General features: G+C 70.4%; 22 protein-coding genes and 1 pseudogene. 9 read left to right on the top strand and 14 right to left on the bottom strand.

Going from position 1 to position 25,031, the window contains the following annotated elements:
* Positions 1-630: 630 nt before the first annotated feature.
* Genes EIZ45_RS37330 through EIZ45_RS37365 form a run of 8 tightly spaced genes read right to left on the bottom strand, consistent with a single transcriptional unit; the run spans position 631 to position 10,626 of the window.
* Positions 631-2,247, bottom strand: a complete 1,617-nt coding sequence (locus EIZ45_RS37330) for a class I adenylate-forming enzyme family protein (RefSeq protein ID WP_134667783.1) — start codon at positions 2,245-2,247, stop codon at positions 631-633.
* Positions 2,248-2,266: 19 nt separating this feature from the next.
* Positions 2,267-3,088: an SDR family NAD(P)-dependent oxidoreductase gene (locus EIZ45_RS37335; RefSeq protein ID WP_134667782.1), complete on the bottom strand. Its 822-nt coding sequence runs from the start codon at positions 3,086-3,088 to the stop codon at positions 2,267-2,269.
* 1 nt (position 3,089) lies between these two features.
* Positions 3,090-4,211 (bottom strand): steroid 3-ketoacyl-CoA thiolase, encoded by a 1,122-nt coding sequence (locus EIZ45_RS37340; RefSeq protein WP_134667781.1) that lies wholly within the window; start codon positions 4,209-4,211, stop codon positions 3,090-3,092.
* Positions 4,211-5,065: a MaoC family dehydratase gene (locus tag EIZ45_RS37345; protein ID WP_134667780.1), complete on the bottom strand. Its 855-nt coding sequence runs from the start codon at positions 5,063-5,065 to the stop codon at positions 4,211-4,213. Before EIZ45_RS37345 ends, EIZ45_RS37340 begins: the two co-directional genes overlap by 1 nt.
* 9 nt (positions 5,066-5,074) lie before the next feature.
* Positions 5,075-6,178: an acyl-CoA dehydrogenase family protein gene (locus EIZ45_RS37350; protein WP_134667779.1), complete on the bottom strand. Its 1,104-nt coding sequence runs from the start codon at positions 6,176-6,178 to the stop codon at positions 5,075-5,077.
* Position 6,179: 1 nt separating this feature from the next.
* Positions 6,180-7,379, bottom strand: a complete 1,200-nt coding sequence (locus EIZ45_RS37355; RefSeq protein ID WP_134667778.1) for an acyl-CoA dehydrogenase family protein — start codon at positions 7,377-7,379, stop codon at positions 6,180-6,182.
* 22 nt (positions 7,380-7,401) lie between these two features.
* Positions 7,402-9,486, bottom strand: a complete 2,085-nt coding sequence (locus EIZ45_RS37360; protein ID WP_134667777.1) for an acyl-CoA dehydrogenase family protein — start codon at positions 9,484-9,486, stop codon at positions 7,402-7,404.
* Positions 9,487-9,489: 3 nt separating this feature from the next.
* Positions 9,490-10,626: a steroid 3-ketoacyl-CoA thiolase gene (locus tag EIZ45_RS37365; protein WP_134667776.1), complete on the bottom strand. Its 1,137-nt coding sequence runs from the start codon at positions 10,624-10,626 to the stop codon at positions 9,490-9,492.
* A 686-nt stretch (positions 10,627-11,312) separates the two neighbouring features.
* Here EIZ45_RS37365 and EIZ45_RS37370 point away from each other — a divergent pair.
* A complete protein-coding gene (locus EIZ45_RS37370; RefSeq protein ID WP_240690866.1) occupies positions 11,313-12,239 on the top strand; it encodes a 3-oxoacyl-ACP reductase in 927 nt (308 codons plus the stop codon).
* Between the two features lie 40 nt (positions 12,240-12,279).
* Here the strand turns inward: EIZ45_RS37370 and EIZ45_RS37375 are convergent, their stop codons facing one another.
* The 3 genes from EIZ45_RS37375 to EIZ45_RS37385 are packed head-to-tail and all read right to left on the bottom strand — an operon-like array spanning position 12,280 to position 14,883.
* A complete protein-coding gene (locus EIZ45_RS37375) occupies positions 12,280-13,182 on the bottom strand; it encodes an NAD(P)-dependent oxidoreductase (protein WP_134667774.1) in 903 nt (300 codons plus the stop codon).
* A gap of 10 nt (positions 13,183-13,192) precedes the next feature.
* A complete protein-coding gene (locus EIZ45_RS37380) occupies positions 13,193-13,978 on the bottom strand; it encodes a MaoC/PaaZ C-terminal domain-containing protein (protein ID WP_134667773.1) in 786 nt (261 codons plus the stop codon).
* On the bottom strand, positions 13,975-14,883 hold the full coding sequence (locus EIZ45_RS37385) for an SDR family oxidoreductase (protein ID WP_134667772.1): 909 nt from the start codon (positions 14,881-14,883) through the stop codon (positions 13,975-13,977). The genes EIZ45_RS37380 and EIZ45_RS37385 overlap by 4 nt, the downstream gene beginning before the upstream one ends.
* A 93-nt stretch (positions 14,884-14,976) precedes the next feature.
* On the opposite strand from EIZ45_RS37385, the gene EIZ45_RS37390 reads away from it, so the two are divergent.
* The 3 genes and pseudogenes from EIZ45_RS37390 (at position 14,977) to EIZ45_RS37400 (ending at position 17,298) form a co-directional block, all read left to right on the top strand.
* Positions 14,977-15,735, top strand: coding sequence for an enoyl-CoA hydratase family protein (locus tag EIZ45_RS37390; protein ID WP_134667771.1), 759 nt, complete (start codon positions 14,977-14,979; stop codon positions 15,733-15,735).
* Positions 15,731-16,810 (top strand): annotated as a pseudogene (locus tag EIZ45_RS37395) (NAD(P)H-dependent flavin oxidoreductase); the annotation flags it as partial. The gene EIZ45_RS37390 and the pseudogene EIZ45_RS37395, both read left to right, overlap by 5 nt.
* A 53-nt stretch (positions 16,811-16,863) precedes the next feature.
* Positions 16,864-17,298 carry a heme-binding protein gene (locus EIZ45_RS37400; RefSeq protein WP_240690865.1) on the top strand — a complete coding sequence of 145 codons (435 nt, stop codon included), beginning with the start codon at positions 16,864-16,866 and terminating at the stop codon, positions 17,296-17,298.
* A 29-nt stretch (positions 17,299-17,327) separates the two neighbouring features.
* On the opposite strand, the gene EIZ45_RS37405 is transcribed toward EIZ45_RS37400, so the two are convergent.
* From EIZ45_RS37405 to EIZ45_RS37415, 3 genes are read right to left on the bottom strand one after another with little or no spacing between them, the layout of a single operon-like run.
* Positions 17,328-18,479, bottom strand: a complete 1,152-nt coding sequence (locus EIZ45_RS37405; protein WP_134667769.1) for an acetyl-CoA C-acetyltransferase — start codon at positions 18,477-18,479, stop codon at positions 17,328-17,330.
* A gap of 13 nt (positions 18,480-18,492) precedes the next feature.
* A complete protein-coding gene (locus tag EIZ45_RS37410; protein WP_043835617.1) occupies positions 18,493-19,293 on the bottom strand; it encodes an SDR family oxidoreductase in 801 nt (266 codons plus the stop codon).
* Positions 19,290-20,468, bottom strand: a complete 1,179-nt coding sequence (locus tag EIZ45_RS37415; RefSeq protein ID WP_134667768.1) for an acyl-CoA dehydrogenase family protein — start codon at positions 20,466-20,468, stop codon at positions 19,290-19,292. Before EIZ45_RS37415 ends, EIZ45_RS37410 begins: the two co-directional genes overlap by 4 nt.
* A 96-nt stretch (positions 20,469-20,564) precedes the next feature.
* On the opposite strand from EIZ45_RS37415, the gene EIZ45_RS37420 reads away from it, so the two are divergent.
* The 5 genes from EIZ45_RS37420 to EIZ45_RS37440 are packed head-to-tail and all read left to right on the top strand — an operon-like array spanning position 20,565 to position 25,030.
* Complete coding sequence (locus tag EIZ45_RS37420; RefSeq protein WP_134667767.1) at positions 20,565-21,443, top strand: enoyl-CoA hydratase; 879 nt, start codon at positions 20,565-20,567, stop codon at positions 21,441-21,443.
* On the top strand, positions 21,440-22,594 hold the full coding sequence (locus tag EIZ45_RS37425; protein ID WP_134667766.1) for an acyl-CoA dehydrogenase family protein: 1,155 nt from the start codon (positions 21,440-21,442) through the stop codon (positions 22,592-22,594). Before EIZ45_RS37420 ends, EIZ45_RS37425 begins: the two co-directional genes overlap by 4 nt.
* Entirely contained in the window at positions 22,591-23,544 is a 954-nt protein-coding gene (locus EIZ45_RS37430; protein ID WP_134667765.1) for an acyl-CoA dehydrogenase family protein, read from the top strand. Before EIZ45_RS37425 ends, EIZ45_RS37430 begins: the two co-directional genes overlap by 4 nt.
* On the top strand, positions 23,544-24,602 hold the full coding sequence (locus tag EIZ45_RS37435; protein WP_134667764.1) for an acyl-CoA dehydrogenase family protein: 1,059 nt from the start codon (positions 23,544-23,546) through the stop codon (positions 24,600-24,602). The genes EIZ45_RS37430 and EIZ45_RS37435 overlap by 1 nt, the downstream gene beginning before the upstream one ends.
* Positions 24,599-25,030 (top strand): VOC family protein, encoded by a 432-nt coding sequence (locus EIZ45_RS37440; RefSeq protein WP_134667763.1) that lies wholly within the window; start codon positions 24,599-24,601, stop codon positions 25,028-25,030. Before EIZ45_RS37435 ends, EIZ45_RS37440 begins: the two co-directional genes overlap by 4 nt.
* The last annotated feature ends 1 nt before the right edge of the window (position 25,031 follow it).

The following is a 25,031-nucleotide window of genomic DNA, read 5'->3' on the forward strand; positions in this document are numbered from 1 at the left end:
GACTGCGGTCCGGTGCGGTCTTCTGGTGATTCTCCCCGGGCGGGCGGCCTTGGCGGGCGGCCTTGGCGGGCGCGATGTGGCGACACCTGCGCGGCAGGCGGAGCACCCGGCCGACCCGCGAGGAATCCCCGCACCCGCAGGCAATGCCCTCCGCTGCGGGGAAAGACTCAACGAAGCCGTCTGGCCGGGCGGCTCGGCAGGCAGCTCCCGTGGCGGCTCGGCGAGCAGTCTTCCGGCAGCAGCGCGGCGAGCAGTCCCCCGCGGCTGCTCGGCAGGCAACTCCCGTGGCGACTCGGCGAGCGATCCCCACGACAGCCCGGCGAGCAATCCCCCGCGGCAGGTTCGCCAGGCAACTCCCGTGGCGACTCGGCGAGCGATCCCCNTCGCCAGGCAACTCCCGTGGCGACTCGGCGAGCGATCCCCACGACAGCCCGGCGAGCAATCCCCCGCGGCAGGTTCGCCAGGCAACTCCCGTGGCGACTCGGCGAGCGATCCCCACGACAGCCCGGCGAGCAATCCCCCGCGGCAGGTTCGCCAGGCAACTCCCGTGGCGACTCGGCGAGCGATCCCCCGGCAGCAGCGCGGCGAGCAATCCCCGCAACAACTCGCGAGGCAGCTCGGCCGCGAGGATCACTCCCACCGCACCAGCCGCCGCACCACCTTTCCCGTCGCGTTGCGCGGCAGCGGGTCCCGGGTCAGGAACCAGGCCGTCGGGACTTTGTACCGGGCCAGCCGGTCGGCGAGATAGCCGCGCAGCTCGTCGGCGTCCACTTCGGGCTCCGCGCGCAGCACCACCTTCGCCGCGACGATCTGCCCGTAATCCGGATCCGGCAGCCCGGCCACGATGCACTCCGCGACCCCCGGATGCCCGGCGAGCTGTTCCTCCACTTCCGCCGGGTAGATGTTCTCCGCCCCGCGCAGGATCAGGTCGCTGCGCCTGCTCAGCACGAACAGCGCACCGTCGCGCAACTGGCCGAGGTCGCCGGTCCGGAACCAGCCGTCGGCGGTGAACGCGGCGGCGGTCGCGGCCGGGTCGTTGAAGTAGCCGAGCATCACCTGCGGGCCGCGGAGGTGGATCTCGCCGTCGACACCGTCCGGGACCGGGCGGCCTTCGGGGTCGCGGATCTGCACTTCCATGTTCGGCACCGGCCTGCCCGCGGTGTCCGGGTCGGCGAGGAGTTCGGCGGGGGTCGCGAGGGTGGCCGCGGTGGACGATTCGGTCAGGCCGTAGTTCGTGCTCAGCGAGGCGGCCGCGCCCGGCAAGGCGCCCCGGAGCTGGTCTTTCAGCTCGGCGGTCGACGGCGCGCTGCTGACCGAGACCGTCTTGAGCGTGCTGAGGTCGTACCCGGAGAGATCGGTTTCGACCAGCCGGGACAGCATCGTCGGGACCGCGCCCCAGTTGGTGATCCGTTCGGCCTGCACGAGCTCCAGCACCCGGTGGATGTCGAATTTCCCCTGGTACAGCACGGCGGTGTCGCCCACCGCGAGCCGCACGACGGCGAGGTTGTGCAGGGCGGCGATGTGGAACAACGGCGTGGCCAGCAGGAATCGGCGATCCCGCGCCGGACGGCCGAATTCCGCCGCCAACGCGTCGTTGAACAGATGGAACCAGACCGCGGCGAGCATGTTGCGGTGCGAGTGCGTCGCGCCCTTCGGACGGCCGGAAGTGCCGCTCGTGAAAAGGATGACGGCGGGGTCGTCCTCGTCGACCAGCTCCAGTTTCAGCTGCGCGCTTTCGTGCTGTCCGAGGAGTTCCCGGTATTCCGGGCTGCCGAATTCCAGCACCGGGTACCGATCCGCGATCAGCGGCTTCCGGGACGCGTCGGTCAGCACGGCCTTCGGCGTGGTCAGGTCGAGGCCGTGCGCGACCTCCGGCGCGGCCCACATCGAGTTCATTCCGACCGCGATCGCGCCGAGCGACACCGCCGCCCAGAATCCGACTATCCATTCCGGACAGTTCGCCGCGCACAACGCGACCCGGTCGCCGCGACCGACCCCGTATTCGGTCCGCAGCACCGAGGCGAGCGCCGCGACCTGGTCGTAGTGCTGAGCGAAGGTGAGCCGACTGTCCACAGTGACCAGATACTCGCGATCTCCGAACTCGCGCGAGGCCTCCAGCAGTTCGGTCAGGCACCGGTGCCGCCGCGCGAACACCCTCGCCGGACGGCCCGCGACCGGCTCCGGCCGGATCTCGAACTCCGCGCCCGGCGCGGTCAGCCGCGCGATGATGTCGTCCCGATCGGTCATCGGTCGCCTCCCGTAGTGATCATCGGATCGTCAGCTGCCCGCCGTCGACGTTCCAGCACTGCCCGGTCACCCAGCCCGCCTCCGCGCTGGCCAGGAACACCGCGGCCGCCGCGATGTCGAGCGGCTCGCCCACCCGCCGCAACGGCACCTGCGCGCGAACGTACTCGGCCCACGAAGCCGGATCCACGTCGTCCAAGCGGCTCGTGCCGACCACGCCGGGGCACAGCGCGTTCACCCGGATCCCGTGCTGGCCCAGCTCTTTCGCCGTCGAGGAAGTCAGCGACTGCAGCGCGGCTTTCGACGCGGAATAGGCCGCCGATCCCGCTCCGGACAGCTTCCCGCCGATCGAGGAGATGTTCACGAACACCCCGCCGTCGCCCTGGTCGACCATCCGCCGCCCGAACGCGCGCGTCATCAGGAACGGTCCGCGCAGGTTGACCGCGATGACCCGGTCCCAGGTCTCGACGTCGAGGTCCAGCACCGGCAGCCGATCCGGTCCGCGCGCGGCCGCGGCGTTGTTGACGACGATGTCCACGCGGCCGAACGCGTCGAGAACGGTCGCCAGCAGCCGGTCGATCTGCGCCGGGTCGGCGACGTCGCTCACCACCGGCAAGGCCCGGCCGCCGGACTCGCGGATCTCGTCGGCCACGGACTCGATGTCTCGCCAGCCCGCGGCCTGTTCTTCCGGCGGGAACTGCTCGCGCGGGCGACCGCTGCCGGTCACCGCGACCGCGCACCCGGCCTTCGCCAGCTCGACCGCGATCGCCCGGCCGATCGACCGCATCCGGCCCGCCCCGGTCACCACCGCGACTTTGCCCTCGAACCCGCTCAGCGGATACATCTCAGAGCCGTTCCACGATCGCCGCGGTCGCCTGTGCGCCGCCGGCGCAGATCGCCACCAGGCCGAGCGTCTGGTCGCGGCGCTCCAGTTCGTCGACGATCTCCGCGAGCAGCCGGATCCCGGTCGCGCCGACCGGATGGCCGATCGCGATGGCGCCGCCGTTGACGTTGAGCCGGTCCTCGTCGACGCCGAGCGTGCGGGCGAACGACAGCGGCACCGACGCGAACGCCTCGTTGACCTCGAACAAATCGATGTCGGCGACGGTCATCCCGGCCCGGCCGAGGACGCGCTCGGCCGCGCGGATCGGCCCGTCCAGCAGGTACTTCGGTTCCGCGCCGACGATGGCCTGCGTGACCAGCCTCGCGCGCGGGCGCAGGCCGAAGGTCTGATCGGCGTTGACCAGCAGCGCGGCCGACGCGCCGTCGGAAATCTGCGACGCGGTACCCGCGGTGTGCAGGCCTTCTTCCTTGATCGGAGCGAGTCCGGCGAGGGCTTCGGTGCTGGTGTCGCGCAGGCCTTGGTCGCGGTCGAACAGGCCGCCGTCGAGCGGGACCGGCAGGATCGAACGGCCGAACCGGCCCTCGTCCCAGGCACGGCGGGCGCGTTGCTGCGAGCGGAGGCCGAACGCGTCCAGGTCCGCGCGAGTGAGCCCGCGCCGCGCGGCGATCCGGTCGGCCGCCTCGTACTGCGCGGGCAGGTCGACCTTCCAGGACTCCGGGCGCGGACGGCCCGCGTCGCCGAGGTTGCTCAGCAGCGGCACCCGGCTCATCGACTCGACCCCGCACGCCATCCCGGCGTCCACCAGCCCGGCCGCGATCTGCGCGGCGATCAGGTGCACGGCCTGCTGCGCGGACCCGCATTGCGCGTCGATGGTGGTCGTCGCGGTCTCCTCCGGGAGCTCGGTGTGCAGCCAGGCGAACCGGCCGACGTTGTTCGACTGCTCCCCCGCCTGCGTGACGCATCCCGCGACGACATCGGTGACCAGCGCCGGGTCGAGGCCGGCGCGGTCGAGGATCCCGCGCTGCACGTGGCCGAGCAGTTCGACCGCGTGGATGCCGGACAGCGCACCGCGCCGCTTGCCGAACGGGGTGCGGATCGCGTCCACAATGACCGGCGTACCCATCAGGCACCTCCTGGAGTCGTGCGGGCCCAGGCGTCGGTGAAGACCGCCGCGTCGCCGCAGGTCACTTTCAAGCTCAGCTCATTTTCCTGCTGCCACATGGAAATCCTTAACTTCTCGCCGGGGATTACCGGCCCGGCGAAGCGGGCGCCCAGCTCACGGAGGCGTGCGGGTTGGCCGTCGAGGAAATGGTCCACGACGGCTTTGGCGACCAGGCCGTAGGACGCGAGCCCGTGCAGGATCGGCGCGGCGAAGCCTGCTTTCGCCGCGACCTCCGGGTCTGCGTGGAGCGGATTGCGGTCCCCGTTCAACCGGTACAGCAGCGCCTGGTCCGGCGTGGTGGCGACGTCGAGCACGTGCGTCGGGTCGCCTTCCGGCGCCTTCGGTCCGGCTGCGGTGCCTGGGTCGCCGCCGAAACCACCCTCGCCGCGTGCCCAGACGGACATCTTCGAGGTCCACAGTGGACCGTCGGCGTCCGCGACCTCGTGGGCGAGCACGATGACCGCGGCCTTGCCCTTGTCCTGGACCTCCGCGATCCGCGTGGTTCGTTCCGCCGAGCCGGACGCGGGCAGCTGGTCCCGGTGGAGCGTGACGACCTGTCCGGCGTGCAGCAGCCGGGTCAGCTCGACGTCCACGCCGGGCAGCGTCAGCCCTTCTGCGGGACGGTCTCCGGCGGAAATTCCTTGTCCGGCAACGAGTGCGAAGGTCGGGAGGACCTCCAGGTCCCGTTCGTAGCTGTACCGGAGGTCGGTGCCGGAGCCGAGGGAAAGGTGGTACAGCAGCACGTCGCGGGCGGTCCAGGCGATCTGCTGGATGCGCGGCGGGGCGTTGAGCGCTTTGTCGACGTCGATGGGCACGGGATCCTCCTAGGCCGGGGCGCCGATCGGGGGCGCGGCCGGCAACCGGTCCCCGAGTTCGGCGGCGAGTGCGTCTGCGGTGCCGAGGGTGAAGGCGACTTGACGGCCCCAGAGGAAGTAGCGGTGGATCGGATAGTCGACGTCCGCGCCGATGCCGCCGTGCAGGTGCTGGGTCGCGTGCACGACCCGCAGTCCGCCGCGCGAGGCCCACCATTTGGCTACCACCGCGGTGATCTCCGCTTCCTCCTCGCCGCCCTCGTCAAGCAGCCAGGCGGCGCGTTGCGTGCAAACGCGGATCGCCTCGGTGTCTAGGTAGGCGTCCGCGGCCCGTACGGCGACAGCTTGATTTGTCGACAGTGGACGTCCGAATTGGACTCGTTCCGAGGTGTATTTCGCGGTGGTCGCCAATGCTTCGGCACACACGCCGACGCTGACTGCGGCCAGTGCGACGCGGAGCCTCCGGAGTGTCCATTGCAGAGCGTTGTGGCCGGTAGCCAGGATGTCTTGCGGGGTGACCACTGCTCCGTTGAAGTCGATTGATGCGTGGCTTTCGCGGCTGGTGACTTCGACAGGTGTCACGCTGAGGTCGGCTGTGGGTACGAGTACTAAGTGGGCTTGGTCGGCTTCCTTGACTGGCACCAGCACCAAATCAGCCTGCGCTCCTGCGGGCACCGAGATGACTTCGCCGGTGAGTTCAAGGGCATCGCCGCGCTGGGTTGCGGTCACCGAAACCGTGTCGTCGAACGCGCCGACCAGCAGCGTCGAACCGTCCAGCACGCGCGGCAGGATCCGGTTCCGCTGGTCGTCGGAGCCGAACTGCGCGACCGGCAGCAGTCCGCCCGCGATGACATTCCACAATGGAACCGGCGCGACGTGCCGCCCCACTTCCTCGAGCAGCACCGCCAATCCGGACATCCCCAGCCCGGCCCCGCCGTCCCTTTCGGACAGGCAGATCCCGAGGAGGTCCGCCCCCGCGAGCACCCGCCAGAGGTCAGCGTCGAACCCGCCCTGCTTTTCGACGGCCGCCACCCGCTCGACGGTCGCGCGGTCGGCGAAGATCTTCGCGGCCAGCTCGCGGACCGCGCCCAGGTCGTCGTTGAGGTCGAAATCCATGTCAGCTCCTGGCCTTTTCCGGACGGCGGCGCGCGGACAGCGTCATGCCGAGGGTTTTCGCGGCGACGATCTCGCGCAGCACCTCGTTCGTGCCGCCGCCGAAGGTGTTGTTCTGCGCACGGCGGGCGAGCGTCTCGACGCGTCCGTTCACCGCCGCGCCGGGCGAATCGGGCCGCAGCAGGCCGCGAGCGCCGAGCACTTCCTGAAGCCTGCTGTACGCGGTCACCACCGCTTCGGTGCCGAACACCTTGGCGGCAGCGGAATCCCCGCCGCCGAGGGTGCCCGCGGCGACGTCCGCGACCAAGCGCAGGTTGATCAGATCCGTGGCGCTGAGCAGCGCATACACCTCGGCGAGGGTGTGCCGGACCCACGGCAGGTCGTACACCGTGCCCGGGCCGAACGGTTCCTCCCGCGCCCACTTGAGGACCGCGTCGTACATCTGGTTCGCGATGCCGCCGCGCGCGGCGAGGGCGACGCGTTCGTGGTTGAGCTGGCTGGTGATGAGCCGCCAGCCGTTGTTCAGCTCGCCGACCACATTGGACAGTGGAATTCGGACGTCCTCATAGTACGTCGCCGACGTGCTGATCCCGCCTACCGTATGGATCTCGGTGGCAGAGAATCCCGGCGTGTCGGTCGGCACGAGCACGACGGAAATGCCCCGGTGCGGCGGGGCGTCCGGATCGGTCCGCACGGCAAGCCAGATCCAGTCGGCGAAGATCCCGGCACTGGTGAAGATTTTGCTGCCGTTGATGACGAGCTGGTCGCCGTCGATCCTCGCCCGCGTCTGCAGCGACGCGAGGTCGGTGCCCGCGCCGGGTTCGGTGTAGCCGATGGCGAACATCAGCTCGCCGCGCAGAATGGGCGGCAGGAAGAACTTCTTCTGTTCCTCGGTGCCGTGGTGCATCAGCGCCGGCGCGACCGTGTTGAGCGTAACCAGTGACAGCGGGGCGCCGGCGCGCAACACTTCGTCGTAGAACACGAAGAGCGCTTCCGGGTCCTCGCCGCGGCCGCCGTATTCCTCCGGCCAGCCGAGGCCGAGCCAGCCGTCCGCGCCCATCCGGCTCAGGATCCGGTCGAACACCGGGCCGCCCTCGGTCTGCTCGACCAGCGCGCGGCGGTCGTCCTCGTCGATGATGCGGGCGAAGTACTCGCGCAGTTCGGCGCGGAGCCTTCGCGAGCGCTCCGACAGCTCCGGATGCATGCGGTTTCTCCTCAGGATCGGGTCAGCGGGGCAAGCCGAGGACTCGTTGGGCGATGACGTTGAGCTGGATTTCCACGGTTCCGCCGCCGAACAGCACGGCGGGCAGGCCGAGGTGGTCGAGGACGTGCCCGCCCTCCGCGCTCGCCGAGCCGGGGCCGAGCAGGGCGATCACCTCGCGCGAGCCCTCCTGCTGGGCGAGCGCGCTGAACACCTTCTGCACGCTGACCTCGGCGCCCAGGACCGTTCCGGCGAGCCGGGCCAGCACACCGCGGAGGCCGAGCGTCGCGAGCGTGAGTTCCCGCGACGCGCACCGGCCGAGCGCGGCCAGCGCGTCGGGATCGTCCGGACGGTCGCGGAGCAGCTGGCGGATCCGGTCGGATGAACCGTGCGCGAGGGTCGCGCCCATGTTGTGCCGCTCGTTGGCGAGCGTGGTCGTCGCGAGCCGCCAGCCGCGGTCCGGTTCGCCGACCAGGTCGCGGTCCGGGACGAACACGTCGTCCAGGAAGACCTCGTTGAACTCCGCGCGTCCGGTGGCCTGCCTGATCGGGCGGACGGTGACGCCTTCCGCGGCCAGATCGACGAGGAAGTACGAAATCCCCCGGTGCCGCGGCGCGTCCGGGTCGGTACGGGCGAGGCAGACGCCCCAATGCGCTTCGTGGGCCAGCGACGTCCAGACCTTCTGGCCGGAGATCCGCCAGCCACCGTCCACTTTGGCCGCCCGGGTGGTGAGCGAGGCGAGGTCGGAACCCGCGCCGGGTTCGCTGAACAGCTGGCACCAGCGGATTTCCCCGCGCAGCGTCGGCATGACGAACCGCTCGCGCTGCTCCGGGGAGCCGTGGACGAGCAGAGTCGGCAGCACCCATTCGCCGATCACCGTGGTGGGCTGTGGAATGCCGCGGCGCTCGAACTCCTCGGCGATGACGGCTTGTTCGAGCGGTCCGGCGTCCAGGCCGTACGGTTTCGGGTAGTGCGGGGCGGCGAGACCGGCGTCGGCGAGCACCTGGACGGACGGCTCGGTCTGGTCGAGAACGGACGCGATCTGGCGGCGCAGTTCGAGGCAGTCTTCGGGGCTGGCGTGGGTCAGGTCGCGGGTCGTGGTCCGGGCGCGTTCGCCGAGAGTGCGGGCGGCTGATCGGCCGAGGGAGCCGGACAGCGCGACGGCGCGTCGCCAGTACAGGTGCGCGTCGTGTTCCCAGGTGAAGCCGATCGCGCCGAGCAGGCGTACGCAGCTGACGGACGCGTCCACTGCAGCCGGGAGCGCGGCGTGCCTAGCCTGCGCAGCCGCAAGTGCTTGCTGCGTAACGGAATGCTGCTCGGCGCGAGCCGCGTCCCAAGCGGCGGCCGTCGCGATCTCGCGGTGCAGGAGGATGCCCGCCGCTTGATGCTGGACGGCTTGGAACGAGCCGATCGGACGACCGAACTGGACGCGGGTTCGGACGTGGTCGACGGCGCAGTCCAAGGTCCAGCCGCACAGTCCGGCTGCCTCCGCCGCCGCGGGGACCGCGAGGGCCAGCTCCGCCCGTTCCGGGTCGATCTCAACGACGTTGTCCTGAGATACCAGGAAGTTCTCCAGTTTGAGCCGAGCCGCGGATCTGGTCAGATCAACGGCCTCGGCTGGGATCAGCTGGCCAGGCTCTGGTCGCAGCACGAACCAGATCTCTTGTGCGCGGACGACCGCGAGCTCCGCGTCCGCGAGCCCGAGCGCCGGACAACTCGTGCCGTTGACCTGCCAACCGTCGGCGGTGCTGGTCGCAGTGAGGCCTTCTAGTACGACAGCCCCGGTCGCACCAGCGGCGAACGCGGCCAGCGCTTCCGTCCGTTCGGCAGCAGCGAGGACGGCGCTGGCCATGACAGTCGGCAGGAACGGCCCGGGCACCAGGTGCCGGCCGAACTGCTCGGCGACCACGGCGAGTTCGAGCAGCCCGCCGCCTTGGCCGCCGACGGATTCCGGCAGGTGCAGCGAGTGCCAGCCTTGTCCGGTCAGGGCTTTCCAGAGGTCCGGCCGCCCGGGTTCGGCGCGCGTCTCGGCGATCGGCGCGTGCCGGGCGGCCCATCCGGCGGCAGACGCGGCCAGGTCGCGGTGTTCCTCGGACAGGGCGATGGGCATAGGTCAGATCCGTTCGACGAGCACGCAGCTGGTGGCGGCCGCGGCGCAGATCGCGATCATCGCGAGGCTGGCGTCGCGGCGTTCGAGTTCCTCGACGGCCGTCGCGAGCAGGCGGATGCCGGTCGCTCCCGCCGGATGGCCGAGCGCGATCGCGCCGCCGAGCACGTTGAGCTTGTCCTCGGGGACGCCGTGCACCTGCGCGAACGACAGCGGTACGGCCGCGAATGCTTCGTTGACCTCGAAAAGATCGATGTCGCCGATCGTGAGACCGGTGCGGTCGAGAAGCTTCTGCGCGGCGGCGACCGGCCCGTCCAGGAGGTATTCGAGGTCGCCGCCGATGACGCACTGCGCGAGAAGCCGCGCCCGCGGGCGAAGCCCAAGTTCCTCGGCGCGGCTGCGGGACAGGAACAGCGCGGCACTCGCGCCGTCGGAGACCTGGGACGAGGTGCCCGCGGTGTGCAGCCCGTCGGGGACGGTGGCGCGGAGCCCGGCGAGCGCTTCCGCCGAGGTTTCGCGGAGGCCCTGGTCGCGCGTGATCGGCTGACCGTCCGGCACTTCCAGCGGGAGTACCTGGCGGTCGAAAAGCCCAGCGTCCCAAGCCTTTCGCGCGTTGTGCTGGGAGCGGAGGCCGAACGCGTCGAGGTCCGCCCGGGTCAGCCCGCGCTTCCGGGCGATGCGGTCCGCGGCGGTGTACTGGTCGGGAGTTTCCAGGGACCAGTCGGCGGGCCGCGGCGTGCCCGCGCCGGTCCCCTGCTTCGGGGTGAGCGGCACGCGGGACATCAACTCGACGCCGCACGCGACGCCCGCGTCGGCCGTTCCGTTCGCGATCTGGCCGGTGAGCAGGAAGGACGCCTGCATCGAGGTGCTGCACTGGGCGTCGATCGTGGTGGCCCCGGTCGCGGCCGGGAGCCCGGCGTACAGCCAGGCGGTGCGGACGACGTGGCCGTACTGCTCGCCCAGCGGCGTGACACAACCGCCGATCACCTGGTCCACCGCACCCGGCTCGAGCCCCGCGCGGTCTAGAACGCCGCACTGGACCCGACTGAGCAACTGGACGGCGTGCAGCGCGGAAACCCAGCCGTCGCGCTTGCCGAACGGCGTGCGCACCGCGTCGACGAGGACTGGCGTGGTGTCTTTCAAGCCCGGATCTCCTTGTCGCGGAAGGCGGGACCGGCCCCGGGAATCGAGCAAGCGTTTGGTTGGAGGTTAGCTCTGGAGCGGTGAGCGGGACAAGCACAGGTACTGGTGAGCGGGAGTGGCCTGGCCGGGTGCGCCACCCGTCAGCACCCGCTCCTGAACGAGCCAAGCCCGACCGGCTCGCGTCAGCCCGCTCGAGCCCGCGCCACTCCACTCGCCAGCGGACACGATCTGCCCAGCCTGCGCTGCGGCTCCCCCGTCTCGCTCCGCCGATGCCACTCACCGGGAACGATCACCTGCCGAGCCCGCGCCCACGGCACCACGTCGGCATCCCCACCCCGCCACTGCCCGCCGCCGATGCCACTCACCGGGAGCGATCACCCGCCGACGCCCGCCTCGGCACCACGTCGGCATCCCCACCCCGCCACTGCCCGCCGCCGATGCCACTCACCGGGAGCGATCACCCGCCGACGCCCGCCTCGGCACCACGTCGGCATCCCCACCCCGCCACTGCCCGCCGCCGATGCCACTCACCGGGAGCGATCACCCGCCGACGCCCGCCTCGGCACCACGTCGGCATCCCCACCCCGCCACTACCCGCCTCCGATGCCACTCACCGGGAGCAGCCACCCGCCGATTCCCCGCCCCTCGGCACCATGACGTCATCCCTTCCCCGCATTGGAGGCCCTGTGTCCCACCCCAGCACCAGCTTGTCCGGCCGCACCGCCATCGTCACCGGGGCTGGAGCGGGGCTCGGCCGGGCCGAAGCGCTCGCGCTCGCCGCGCAGGGGGCGAACGTCGTCGTCAACGATGTGAGCGCGGCCGGGGACGAGGTCGTCGCCGAGATCGAGGCGCGTGGCGGGCGGGCGTTGGCCGTCCGGGGCGACATCGGTGGCTGGCAGTACGCCGAGGACCTCGTCACCGCGGCGACCGAGCACTTCGGGTCGCTCGACATCGTCGTCAACAACGCAGGCATCACCCGCGACGCGATGCTCTTCAACCTCAATGAAAAGGACTGGGACGACGTCATCCGCGTCCACCTCAAGGGGCACGCGGCTCTCTCGCGCGCGGCGGCGCGTCATTGGCGGCAGGTCAGCAAGACCACTGGCGAGCCCACCTACGCACGGCTGATCAACACGGCGTCGGAGGCCTTCCTCCTCGGCGGCGCGGGGCAGCCGAACTACGCGGCGGCCAAGGCTGGGATCGCGGCGCTGACCTTGTCCTGCGCGCGCGGGTTGAGCCGCTACGGCGTCCGCGCGAATGCGATCTGCCCGCGCGCCCGGACGGCGATGACCGACGGGATCTTCGCCGCCGGGCGCAGTGCGGGCGGGCTGGACATCCTCGCGCCGGAGCGGGTCGCGGCGTTCGTCGCGTACCTCGCAGCCCCGGCGGCGGATGCGGTGAACGGGCAGGTGTTCGTCGTGTACGGGGACATGGTCGCGCTGCTCGCCCCGCCGACCGTCGAGCAGCGGTTCGTGTCCGGGCAGGGGGCGTTCGACCCGGCGGAGCTGGAGCGGACGATCACGCCGTACTTCGCGGAGCGCGACCCGGGGAAAACGTTTGCGGCCAGCGACATCGCGGGGCTCGACGACACGGAGACGACCAGCCCCTCGTGAGCGGCAACGCCGGTTAGAACCGGCAACGCCGCTCACGACGTCACCGCACGGCGGCGGTCATCTCCTCCAGCATCGGCCGGACGTCCAGGCGGCGGTAGCCGAGCAGTTCCGTCTCGCGGGCGTCCGGTTCGTACGCGATCGTCGCGCCGCGGCCGGGCACCAGGACCCGGTCGGGCAGGAACGGGTGCTCCTCGTCGCGTTCCTCCAGGGTCCGCCCCGAACCGGAGACGTCGAAGATCAGCTGGAAGTAGTCCCGGAAGCTGAGGTTTTCGTCGCCCACCAGGTACGCCGCACCGGATTCCCCGCGCAGCAGCGCGCCCTCGACCGCTTCGGCCAGGCTCCGCACGGACAGGTAGTTCGTCCCGCCGACCGGCGCGAAGTCCGGCACCTTCCCGGCCAGCTCGCCGTCGGCCCAGGCCAGCATTTTCGCGAACTGCCGCGTCGACCGGCCGGGTGCCATGCCGACGATCGACGGCGGGTTCAGCGTGCACACCGCGAACCCGTCCCCGGCAAGGGCGCGCGCTCCTTCGTCGGCGAGGCGGCGCGCGTCGACGTACGGGTTCGTTTCCGCGAGATCCGGCCGCACCTGGTGGTAGTAGCTACCGATCTGGACGAAACGTCCGACACCGGCCCGTTTCGCGCGCGCCGCGATCGCGGTGACGCCGTCGATTTGGTACGTCCGCCAAAACTCCTCGTCGCCCCAGCCGGTGACGTGCCGGATGTCCTGTCCGGCGGCGAAAACGACGGCGTCGAACGGAGCCAGCGCGGCCTCGTCGAAACCGTCGTGGGCGTAGTCGCCGAGCAGCACCGGCAGGCCCGCCACCAGCGAATCGGCGTCGGGTTCGTGGCGTCCGGCGACCGTGACGGCATGCCCGGCACCGCTCAAGTGCACGGCGGTGTTCGCGCCGATCATGCCGGTGCCGCCGATGACCAAGACCTTCATGCGCATTCCTCTATCCGAAGTGGACCCGTCCGCCGTCGACCACCGGGCCGCGTTCCGACGTGATCCGAAGCCCGCCGTCGGACCAGCCTTCGACCTGCAATTCCTCGCCGGGGAACACCGGCGCGGCGAACCGGCCTTCCAGTAACGTCAGGTCCGCCGGATGCGCGCCGACCTGCCGGGCGGCGACCAGCGCGCCCGCGCCGAGGGTGGCCAAGCCGTGCAGAATCGGCCGGGGCTGGCCGATTCCGGCCGCTGCCGCGGGGTCGACGTGGATGTGGTGCCGGTCCCCGAGCAAGCGGTAGAGCAGGGCTTGATTGTCCGCAGTGGACAGTGGCGCGGTCCAATCCGGACTGTCCAAGGCGGGCGGACGACCGGGTCCGCGTTCGCCGCCGAACCCGCCGATGCCGGGGCAGAACAACGACCACGTCGCGACGAAGTAGTCCGATTCGACGGCCACTTCATAGACCGCCGCACTGCCTTTGTCCCACACCTCCGGGACCCGGGCCCGCAGGGAAACCTCGCCCGCAGGCGGCAATGGCTTCAAGACCTGGAGCCGTTGCGAACCGTGCACCGCGTTGCCGACCTCGAACGCACCGGCCGAGCCGAGGACGTCCGGGGCCCATTGGGCCAGCGTCAGCGCGAACGGCGACAGCACCCGCAACCGGTCCTCGAACACCAAGTCGAGTTCGTCCGGCCGGGCGCCGATGGCGAGCGCGTAGAGGATCGGGTCGCGGTCGGTGTAGGCGATGGTGCGTTCGCCGAGGACCCGGCCCTTCCACTCCGCGGGGCTGTTCACTGCGCCCCGTAAACCGGTTCGGGCGCGGGCGCTTCCTTCAGCAGCTCGCGCACGGCCGGGCCGACCTCGTCCGCGGTCCAGCGACGGTCCAACTCGCGGGACGGACCGTGGCTCCAGCCGTTCTCCACGCAGATCCGCCCGCCCTCGACCTCGATCACGCGGCCGGTGACGTCCGCGGCCTCCTCGCTGGCGAGCCACGCGACGATCGGCGACACGTTGCCCGGGTGCATCGCGTCGAACCCGTCGTCCGGCGCGGCCATCTGCGCCGCGAACGGGCCCTCGGTCATCCGGGTGCGCGCGGCCGGGGCCAGCGCGTTCACCGTAATGCCGTACCGGCCGAGTTCCGCGGCCCCGACCAGCGTCAACGCGGCGATCCCGGCCTTGGCGGCACTGTAGCTGCCCTGGCCGACGCTGCCCTGCAGACCCGCGCCGGAGGTGGTGTTGATGATCCGCGCCGCCCGCGTACGCCCGGCTTTCGCCTCCGCGCGCCAGTAACCCGCGGCGTGGTGCATCAACGCGAAGTGTCCCTTCAGGTGCACCGCGACGACCGCGTCCCACTCCTGCTCGCTGGTGGTCACGATCATCCGGTCGCGCACGAAGCCCGCGTTGTTCACCACGATGTCCAGCCCGCCGAACGCGTCGACCGCCTGCTGCACCAACGCTTCCGTCGCCGTGAAGTTCGCGACGTCGGCACCGTTGGCCACTGCCTCGCCGCCCAGCGCGCGGATCGCCTCGACCACTTCGCCGGCCGGACCGTCGGACGCGCCTTCGCCCGCGCCCGACGTGCCGAGGTCGTTCACCACGACGCTCGCGCCCTGGCGGGCAAGCTCCAGCGCGTGCTCGCGCCCGAGCCCGCGGCCCGCCCCGGTCACGATCGCGACCCGGCCTTGCAACATCCCGCTCACATCATCTCCGTTTCGTCGGCCGGCAGGCGAGGCGGTTCCCCGTAAACCAAGCAAGTGTTAGGCTACCAAGCAATCGCTAGGTTAGGAACGCACGTGACGATTTCCACGCAGCTCCACGACAACGGCACCTTCGTGGTCACCATGGACTACCCGCCGGTGAACGCCCTGCCGGTCGCCGGATGGTTCCGCCTCGCCGAAACGGTCCGGGAGGCGGGCGAGGACCCGGCGGTGCACGTCGTCCTGCTCAGGGCCGAGGGACGCGGCTTCAACGCGGGCGTCGACATCAAGGAAATGCAGCGCACCACCGGATTCGACGCCCTCGTCGGCGCGAACCGCGGCTGTTACCTGGCATTCAAGGCGATCTACGAATGCGCCGTCCCGGTGGTCGCCGCGGTGAACGGCTTCTGCCTCGGCGGCGGGGTCGGACTGGTCGGCAACTGCGACACGATCATCGCCGCCGACGACGCGTACTTCGGCGTCCCCGAGGTCGACCGAGGCGCACTGGGCGCGGCGACGCACCTCGCCCGCCTGGTCCCCCAGCACCTGATGCGCACGCTGTACTTCACGAGCCGCACCATCGCGGCGAAAGACCTGGTCCAGCACGGCTCGGTATTGGAAACCGTGCCCGCCGCCGACCTGCACGACGCCGCGCTCGCGCTGGCCGGCGAGGTAGCCGCGAAGGACCCGCGCGTCATCCGGGCCGCGAAAGCCGCGCTGAACGGCATCGACCCGATCGACGTCAACCGCAGCTACCGTTACGAACAGGGCTACACCTTCGAACTCAACCTCATCGGAGCCGCCGACGAACACCGCGACGCTTTCGTCGCCACCGGCCGCCCGACGAACGACTGACCTCTCGAGGAGACCCGTGCCTCTCCGCACCCCGCTCACCGAGCTCACCGGCGTGACCCACCCGATCGTGCAAACTGGCATGGGCTGGGTAGCCGGCCCGCGCCTGGTCTCCGCGACAGCCAACGCCGGCGCACTGGGCATCCTCGCCTCCGCGACGATGACCTACGACGAGCTCGACCACGCCATCAAGGAAGTCAAGCAACGCACGGACAAGCCCTTCGGAGTGAACCTCCGCGCCGACGCGGGCGACGCCGCCGAACGCGCCGAGTTGCTGATACAGCACGGCGTCAAGGTGGCATCTTTCGCCCTGGCGCCCAAAAAAGACCTGATCGCCCGGCTGAAGGACCACGGCCTGGTCGTCATGCCCACCGTCGGCGCCGCCCGGCATGCCGAAAAGGTCGCCTCGTGGGGTGCCGACCTGGTGATGATGCAAGGCGGCGAAGGCGGCGGCCACACCGGTCCTACGGCCACCACCCTGCTGCTGCCATCCGTACTGGACGCAGTTGATATCCCAGTAGTCGCCGCCGGAGGCTTCTTCGACGGCCGCGGACTCGCCGCTGCTTTGTCCTACGGCGCAGCAGGAATCGGCATGGGCACGCGATTTCTGCTAACCAGCGACAGTGCAGTGCCGGACGAGATCAAACGCACCTACCTGGGCTTCGGCCTGGACGGCACCGTCGTCACCACCAAGGCCGACGGCATGCCGCACCGTCTGTTGCGCACCCCGTTCATCGAGGGCCTCACGAGGGAAGGCTTCGTGCAACGCATGGCGCGAACTCTGCGCCGTACCAAGGATTTCAAACGCCTGAGCGGACAGTCCTGGCCTTCCCTGATCAGCGACGGCCTCCGCATGAAACGCGGCAGCGACCGCTCGTGGACGCAAACGATGCTGGCCGCGAACACCCCCATGCTGCTCAAAGCAGGCTTGGTCGAAGGCGATACCAAGGCCGGGATGCTGGCGGCCGGGCAGGTAGTCGGAGTGATCGAGGATCTGCCGAGCTGCGCGGAACTGGTGACTCGAATCGTCGACACCGCACAGGAACGGTTGAAAGCCACCGCTGCGCTGGCGGACTAGATCGGAACCGGCTGTCTTGTCCCCGGATCTGCTCCAGGTTTAGGTTCGGAGCCATGACGGAGACTCCCAGGCTGCCCGGCTTGACCTTGGCGGACGCCGACCGGCTGGTGGCGTCCGCGCTCGAGGTCGCGGCTGAACGCGGCTTCCCGCCGCTGGCGGTGGCGGTCCTCGACGTGGGCGGGTCGGTGATCTCGCTGCGCCGGGCCGACGGCGCGATGCCGATGACCAGCCGGATCGCGGTGGCGAAGGCGCGCACCGCGTTGCTGACGCTGCGGCCCTCGGGCAAGCTCGAGCTGCCGGGCGCGATCGTCGACAGCATCCAGCATCTTCACGGCGGCGACTACGTTCCGTTCGCCGGAGGCATCCTGATCACCGCTGACGGGGTGGTTCTCGGCGCGGCCGGAGCTTCCGGCGGGCACGCGAAAGAGGACGAAGAGGCCGTCCAAACCGCTGCGGACCGGTGGCTCGTGAGCGGCAATCCCGGTTAGCGCCGGCCTTGCCGCTCACGACACCCGGCTCACAACCGCTCAAGCACGGTCACGTTCGCCTGCCCGCCGCCCTCGCACATCACCTGCAGGCCGTACCGCCCGCCACTCCGCTCCAGCTCGTGCAGCAAAGTAGTCATCAACCGCGCCCCGGTCGCCCCGATCGGGTGTCCCAGCGCGATCCCGCCGCCATTCACGTTGACCTTCTCGTGCGGCACGCCGATCTCCTGCATCCAAGCCAAAACCACCGGCGCGAAAGCTTCATTGCACTCGAACAGATCGATGTCCCCCACCGACATCCCGGTCTTCTCCAACGCCCGCTGAGTAGCCGGAATCGGCGCGGTCAACATCCACACCGGATCCGCCCCGTACACGCTGATGTGATGCACCCGAGCCCGCGGCGTCAACCCGTGCTCCGCTACCGCCCGCTCGGAAGCGATCAGCAACGCCCCCGCCCCGTCACTGATCTGCGACGCCACCGCAGCCGTAATCGGACTGCCTTCCTCCAACGGCTTGAGACCGGCCATCTTCTCCAGCGTCGTATCCCGCCGAGGACCTTCATCCACCGAAAACTCGCCGACCGGCGCGATCTCCCGCGAGAACCGACCGGAATCGATAGCGGCCGAGGCCCGGCGATGGCTCTCCAGAGCGAACTCCTCCAGCGACCGCCGGGAAAGCCCCCACTTCTCCGCGATCATCCGAGCCGAACGGAACTGCGACACTTCCTGGTCCCCGTACCGGGCCTGCCACCCAGGCGACTCCGCAAAGGGCGTGCTGAACCCGAACTGCTGCCCCACCACCATCGCCGAAGAAATCGGAATCGCAGACATATTCTGCACTCCCCCGGCAACGATCAGATCCGCAGTCCCCGACATCACCCCCTGCGCCGCGAAATGCACCGCCTGCTGACTGGATCCGCACTGCCGATCGATAGTCACCCCAGGCACATGCTCCGGCAGCCCCGCCACCAGCCACGCGGTCCGAGCCACATCTCCGGCCTGCGACCCGATCGTGTCGCAACAGCCGAACACGACATCGTCCACCGCACCAGGGTCGATCCCGGTCCGCTCCACCAGCGCACGGATCGCCTGCGCCCCCAAATCCGCGGAATGCATCTCCGCGAGCGAACCGCCGCGCCGCCCGACCGGAGTGCGAACCGCGTCCACCACATATGCCTCAGGCACGAATCCTCCAGAATCAGGGATGCTGACTGCTCACCGAGACGACTTCACCGGTGAGGTAAGACGAATAAGCACTAGCGAGGAACACCATCACATTGGCGACTTCCCAAGGTTCCGCAGCCCGCCCGAACGCCTCGCGCCCCTTCAGTTCGGTCAGCAATTCAGCAGTGGTGACCTTCTCCAGGAACGGATGCATCGCGAGACTGGGCGACACCGCGTTGACCCGGATCCCCGACGAAGCCAGATCCATCGCCGCCGACCGTGTCAACGCCATCACCCCGGCCTTGGCCGCCGCGTAATGCGCCTGCCCCTCCTGCGCCCGCCAGCCGATCACCGACGCGTTGTTCACGATCACCCCGCGGCAACCGCGAGCGATCATCCGCCGGGAAGCCGCCCGAATACACCGGAAAGTCCCGGTCAGCGTCACGTCGAGCACCAACGACCACTGCTCGTCCGTCATCTCGGTGATCGAAGCCGTACCGCCGAGACCGGCGTTGTTCACCATGACCTCGACCCCGCCGAACGGCTCGGCCGCGTCCAGCAAAGCGGCGACCTGCTCCTCCTTGGTCACGTCGCACACCACCGACGCGACCTGCTCGGCGCCGAACTCCGCACCCAGCTTGGCAGCCGCCTCCGCGAGCCGCCGCTCATGGGTATCGCCGATCACGACCGCCCGGGCGCCTTCCTCCAGGCACCGCCGGGCAACCGCCGCCCCGATGCCCGCGCCCGCCGCGGCAGTCACGACGACCACGCGCTCGGCAAGCAACCCGTGCCCCGGCACGTAATCAGGCGCGGGCTGTTCCGGTTTAACGCTCACGGTCGCGACTCCCTAGGCAGGCCGAGCACCCGCTCGGCAATGATATTGCGCTGGATTTCGTCCGAACCGCCGTAAATGGTGTCGGCCCGGCTGAACAAGAAAAGCGTCTGCTGAGCATCAAGCTCGTAAGCACCGGCGGCAGTCAACGCGGAACCCCCGCGGACCTCCATCGCCAGTTCGCCCAGCTCCCGATGCCACCGAGCCCACAACAGCTTCGACACCGAAGCCTCCGGCCCCTGGGATCCAGCCTCGTACGCACTCAACGTCCGCAACGCGTGCACCCGCAGCACCTCGAGGCCGACCTCGGCCCGCGCCAGCCGATCCCGCACCACCGGATCGTCATAACGCCCGTTCGCCCGCGCGGCAGCGACAACGCCAGCCAATTCCCGGGCGAACCCGACCTGCTGCCCGATCGTCGACACCCCGCGCTCGAACCCGAGCGTCGCCATCGCGACCCGCCACCCGTCCCCGGGCGCGCCGACGACCAGCGACTCTTCGGTCCGGGCCCCGTCGAAGAACACCTCGTTGAACTCGCTGGTCCCGGTCAGCTGCCGGATCGGCCGGACCTCGACCCCGGGCTGGTCCATCGGCACCAGCAAGTACGACAGCCCGGCGTGCCGCCGAGACCCCGGCTCGGTCCGCACCACCGCGAAACACCACTGCGCGTGCTGAGCGAGCGACGTCCAGATCTTCTGCCCGTCGATCACCCACTCGCCGCCCTTCAGCCGGGCCCGCGTCCGCACCCCGGCCAGATCAGACCCGGCGTCCGGCTCGGAATAGCCCTGGCACCACAGCTCGGTGACCCCGGCGATCCCCGGCAAGAACCGCTGCCGCTGCTCGTCCGTGCCGTGCGCGATCAACGTCGGCCCGAGCAGTTCCTCGCCGAGGTGGTTGACCCGCGCCGGCGCGTTCGACCGCGCGTACTCCTCGTGGAAGATCACCTGCTGCAGCAGGCTCAGCCCGCGCCCGCCGTACTGGACCGGCCAGCCGAGGCAGGTCCAGCCGTGCGCCGCCAGATGCTGGTTCCACGCCTGCCGTTCCTCCGGCGCTTCGTGCTCGCGCCCGGACCCGCCGAGGCCCTTCAGCGCGGCGAACTCGCCCGCGAGGTGGTCGCCGAGCCACTCGCGCACCTCGGCGCGGAACTGCTCGTCCTCGGGGGTGTAGCGAAGATCCACCCGTCCTCCTGGTCCGCCGGTGCCGGTCCCGCCACGCTACCAAACCAAGCACTTGTTTGGTAGCATCGCCGCCGAACCGAGAAGGAGTGATGCGCGTTGAGCGGAACCGAAGAAAGCACCGACGAGCAGGTCGTGACGTACGAGGTGCGCGGTCCGGTCGCGGTCGTCACGCTGAACCGGCCGCAGTACCGCAACGCCCAGAACTCGAAGATGACCTACGCGCTCGACGCCGCCTTCACCAAGGCGGTGGACGATCCGGACGTCAAGGCGATCGTGCTGGCGGGCAACGGCAAGCACTTCTGCGCCGGGCACGACATCGGCACCCCTGGCCGCGACATCGACCAGAGCTTCGAGCGCAAAGCGGTCATCTGGTGGGATCACACCGACCGGGCGGGCGTCGATTCCCGGTTCGCCCGCGAGTCGGAGGTCTACCTCGGCATGTGCCGGCGGTGGCGGGAGATCCCGAAGCCGGTGATCGCGATGGTGCAGGGCGCGTGCATCGCGGGCGGCCTGATGCTCGCGTGGTCGTGCGACTTCATCGTGGCCTCCGACGACGCGTTCTTCTCCGATCCGGTGGTGCGGATGGGCATCCCGGGCGTCGAGTACTTCGCGCACCCGTGGGTGATGAACCCGCGCGCGGCGAAGGAGTTCCTCTACACCGGCGACCGGTTCGGGGCCGACCGTGCGCAGGCGCTCGGCATGGTCAACCACGTCGTGCCGCGCGCCGAGCTGGAAGAGGCGACGTTCGCCATCGCCGAGCGCATCGCGCAGATGCCGCAACTGGGGCTCGCACTGACGAAGAAGGCCGTCAACCAGGCCGAAGACCTGATGGGCATGCGGTCCGGAATAGACTCGGTGTTCGGCCTGCACCACGCCGCGCACGCGCACAACGCCGAGCTGGACACCGATTCGCTCGCCGGGCTCGACGCGCGTTCCATGGCGAAGGCCAACAAGAAGGCCGCGGGAGAGTCATGAGCCCGGAATTCACCGCCGCGGAAGAGGAATTCCGCGCGGAAGCCCGTTCCTGGCTGGCGGAGAACAGCCCGGGCCCGCTGCCGTCGATGGACACCGAGGACGGCGCCCGCGCGCACCGCGAGTGGGAAGCGAAACTCGCCGAGGGCCGGTGGTCCGTGGTCACCTGGCCGGCCGAGTACGGCGGCCGCGATGCGACGTTGACCGAATGGGTGCTGTTCGAGGAAGAGTACTACCTCAGCGGCGCGCCGACCCGGATCGCGCAGAACGGCATCTCGCTGCTGGCCCCGATCATCTTCGAGCACGGCACCGACGACCAGCGCCGGCGGCACCTTCCGCGCACCGCGAACGGCACCCGGATCTGGGCGCAGGCCTGGTCCGAGCCGGAGGCGGGCAGTGACCTCGCCGGGATCCGCAGCACCGCCGTCCGCGATGACGACCGCGGCGGCTGGGTCCTGGGCGGTCAGAAGATCTGGAGCTCCCGCGCCCCGTTCGCGGACTGGGGTTTCGGCCTGTTCCGCTCCGATCCGGAAGCCGAACGGCACCGCGGGCTCACCTACTTCCTGTTCCCGCTCGATTCGGACGGCGTCACCGTCCGGCCGATCGCCCAGCTCGACGGCGACTGCGGGTTCGCCGAGATCTTCTTCGACGACGTCTTCGTGCCTGATCAGGACGTCCTCGGCGGGGTCGGCGACGGCTGGCGCGTCGCGATGAGCACGGCCGGCAACGAACGCGGCCTGTCGCTGCGGTCGCCGGGCCGGTTCCTCGCGGCGGCGGACCGGCTGCTGGACCTCTGGGCCGAGCGCGGAGCCGAAGCGCCGCACCTGCGCGACCGCGTGGCCGACGCGTGGATCAAGGCCGAGGCCTACCGGCTCTACACCTGGGACACCGTCGACCACGTGCAGCACGGCGGCGACGTCGGCGCGGCGGGCAGCGTCAACAAGCTCTTCTGGACCGGGCTCGACCTCGGCATCCAGGAAACCGCGCTGGACCTGCTCGGCGCGGGCCAGGAGGTGCGCGGACGGTGGACGGAGGACTACCTGTTCGCCCTCGGCGGCCCGATCTACGCCGGCACCAACGAAATCCAGCGCAACATCGTCGCGGAACGGCTGCTCGGCCTCCCCCGCGGCGACCGCAGGAAGGCACAAGCATGAAGTTCCGGCTGTCCGCCGAACAGCGCGCGTTCGCCGAAGCGCTGGACGCCCTGCTGGGCGCGGCCGACGTCCCCGGCGTCAACCGGTCCTGGGCGGCCGACCGGCCGGAATCCGGGCTGCTGCTGTGGAAACAGCTCGCCGAACTGGGCGTGACCGCGCTCGGCGTGCCCGAGGAACACGGCGGCGTCGGCGGGACTCCGGTCGATCTCGTCGTCGCTTTCGAACGACTCGGATACCACGGCGTGCCGGGTCCGGTGATCGAGTCGATCGCCGCCGCGCCCGCGCTGCTCACCGACGCTTCGCTGCTGTCCGCGCTGGCTTCCGGCGACGCGGTGGTGACCTTCGCGAGCGCGCCGGACACTCCGTACGCGCTGGATGCCAACGTCGCGACGGACGTCTTCGTGGTCGGCGATTCGCTGGCTCGGGCGGAAATCGGCCGCTCGCTGCAGTCGGTCGATCCCTCCCGGCATCTGTTCGAGGTGACCGCCGGTGCCGACGTTCAGCCGCTTTCCCCGGAAACCCGCGCACAGGCGCTCGATCTCGCCAGCCTCGCCTGCGCCGCGGAGCTGCTGGGCTGCGGCGAACGGATGCTGGCCGACACCGTCGCCTACCTCGGTCAGCGCCGTCAGTTCGGCCGCGTGATCGGCGAGTACCAAGCACTCAAGCACGCCGCCGCCGACGTCCGCGTGGCGCTCGACTTCGCCCGTCCGCTGGTGCTCGGCGCGGCCCGCGAACCCAGCGCCCGGGCGATCTCGGCCGCGAAGGTCGCCACGTCGGACGCGGCGCAGCTCGCCGCGCGCACCGGACTGCAGTTGCACGGCGCGATCGGCTACACGCTCGAGTGCGACCTGAGCCTGTGGCTGTTGCGGGTCCGGGCGCTCGTGGGCTGCTGGGGCACGCCTGCCGTGCACCGCGCGCGGGTGCTGGAGAGCCTGATGAGGGGCCGCTGATGCACTTCGCGCTGACCGACGAGCAGCGGGAACTCGCCGCCGCCGTCCGCGGGCTGGTCACCCGGCGGGCCGCGAAGACCGATCTGCGGGCGGCGATCGACTCGCCGTCCGGGTACGACGCCGAATTGTGGACCGCGTTGTGCGAGCAGATCGGCGTCGCGGCTCTGGCCATTCCCGAGGAGTACGGCGGGGCCGGGTTCAGCCTCTTCGAGACACATGTCGTGCTGGAGGAACTGGGCGCGAGCCTGACCCCGTCGCCGCTGCTGGGCTCGGGAGTGCTTGCCGCACAAGCATTGCTGGCCGCGGACGCGCCGGAACTGCTTCCCGGGATCGCGGCGGGCGAGGTCGTCGCGCTGGCCTGGGCGGACCGCGCCGGACGGCATCGGACCGATGGCTCGGACGTGGTCGCGTCCTCGGGCGTGCTGAACGGCACCGCGACGTTGGTGCTGGACGGCACACAGGCATCTCACCTACTCGTGGTTGCCATGGCAGACGGACGCCCCGCGCTGTTCCAAGCCTCCGCGACGCCTGAATCGACCCCGGCGGTGGACCAGACGCTCAGGTTCGCCAAGGTGGAGTTCCGCGACACCCCGGCGACCCTGCTCGCCGCCGACTTCGCCGAAGCGCTCCCCCGGCTGCACGCCATCGCCGCGATCGCTTGCACCGCACTGCAGGTCGGCGGTGCACAGTCCTGTTTGGACCGAACCGTCGCGCATCTCAAGGAACGCGAACAGTTCGGCCGACCGCTCGGTTCGTTCCAGGCGTTGAAGCACCGGGTCGCGGACATGCTGGTGCAGGTCGAAACCGCGCGCTCGATCTCGTGGGCGGCCGGATTCGCGGCCAGCAACGGCGACGACGTCGTCCAGCAGGCGGCATACGCGAAATCGTGGTGCAGCGAAGCTTTCACCGCGGTCGCCTCGGAAACCGTCCAGCTGCACGGCGGGATCGCGATCACCTGGGAACACGATGCCCAGCTGTATTTCAAACGGGCGCACGCGCTGGCGCAGCTCTTCGGCGACGCCCGCGAGCACCGCGCCCGGCTCCGGAGCGACGCATGATCCACCACGTCGGAATCACCGTGCACGACCTCGCCGCGTCGACCGAGTTCTACCGCGACCTGCTGCGCGGCAGCGTCGAAGGACCGTTCGAGCGCAGCGGTCCGCGGATCGACGAGGTCACCGGATACCCGGGAGTGATCGTGCGCCAGAGCTTCGTGTCGACCGGCGACGGCGACACGGTGGTCGAGCTGCTGCAGTACGAAAACGGGTCGCCGAAGCGGATCGACCCGGACCACGGGCAAGCAGGCGCCGCGCACGTCGCGATCACCGTCGCCGACCTGGACGCGACGCTGGAACGGCTGCGCGGACGCGGGGTCGCCGCGATCTCGGAGCCGATCGTCACGAGCCACCCGATGGCGGGCTGCCGCGCGGTGTACGTGCTCGATCCGGACCGGGTCCGCGTCGAACTGGTCCAACTGCCCGCCTGAG

The organism is Amycolatopsis sp. CFH S0740 (assembly GCF_004522315.1).
Taxonomy (GTDB): domain Bacteria; phylum Actinomycetota; class Actinomycetes; order Mycobacteriales; family Pseudonocardiaceae; genus Amycolatopsis; species Amycolatopsis nivea.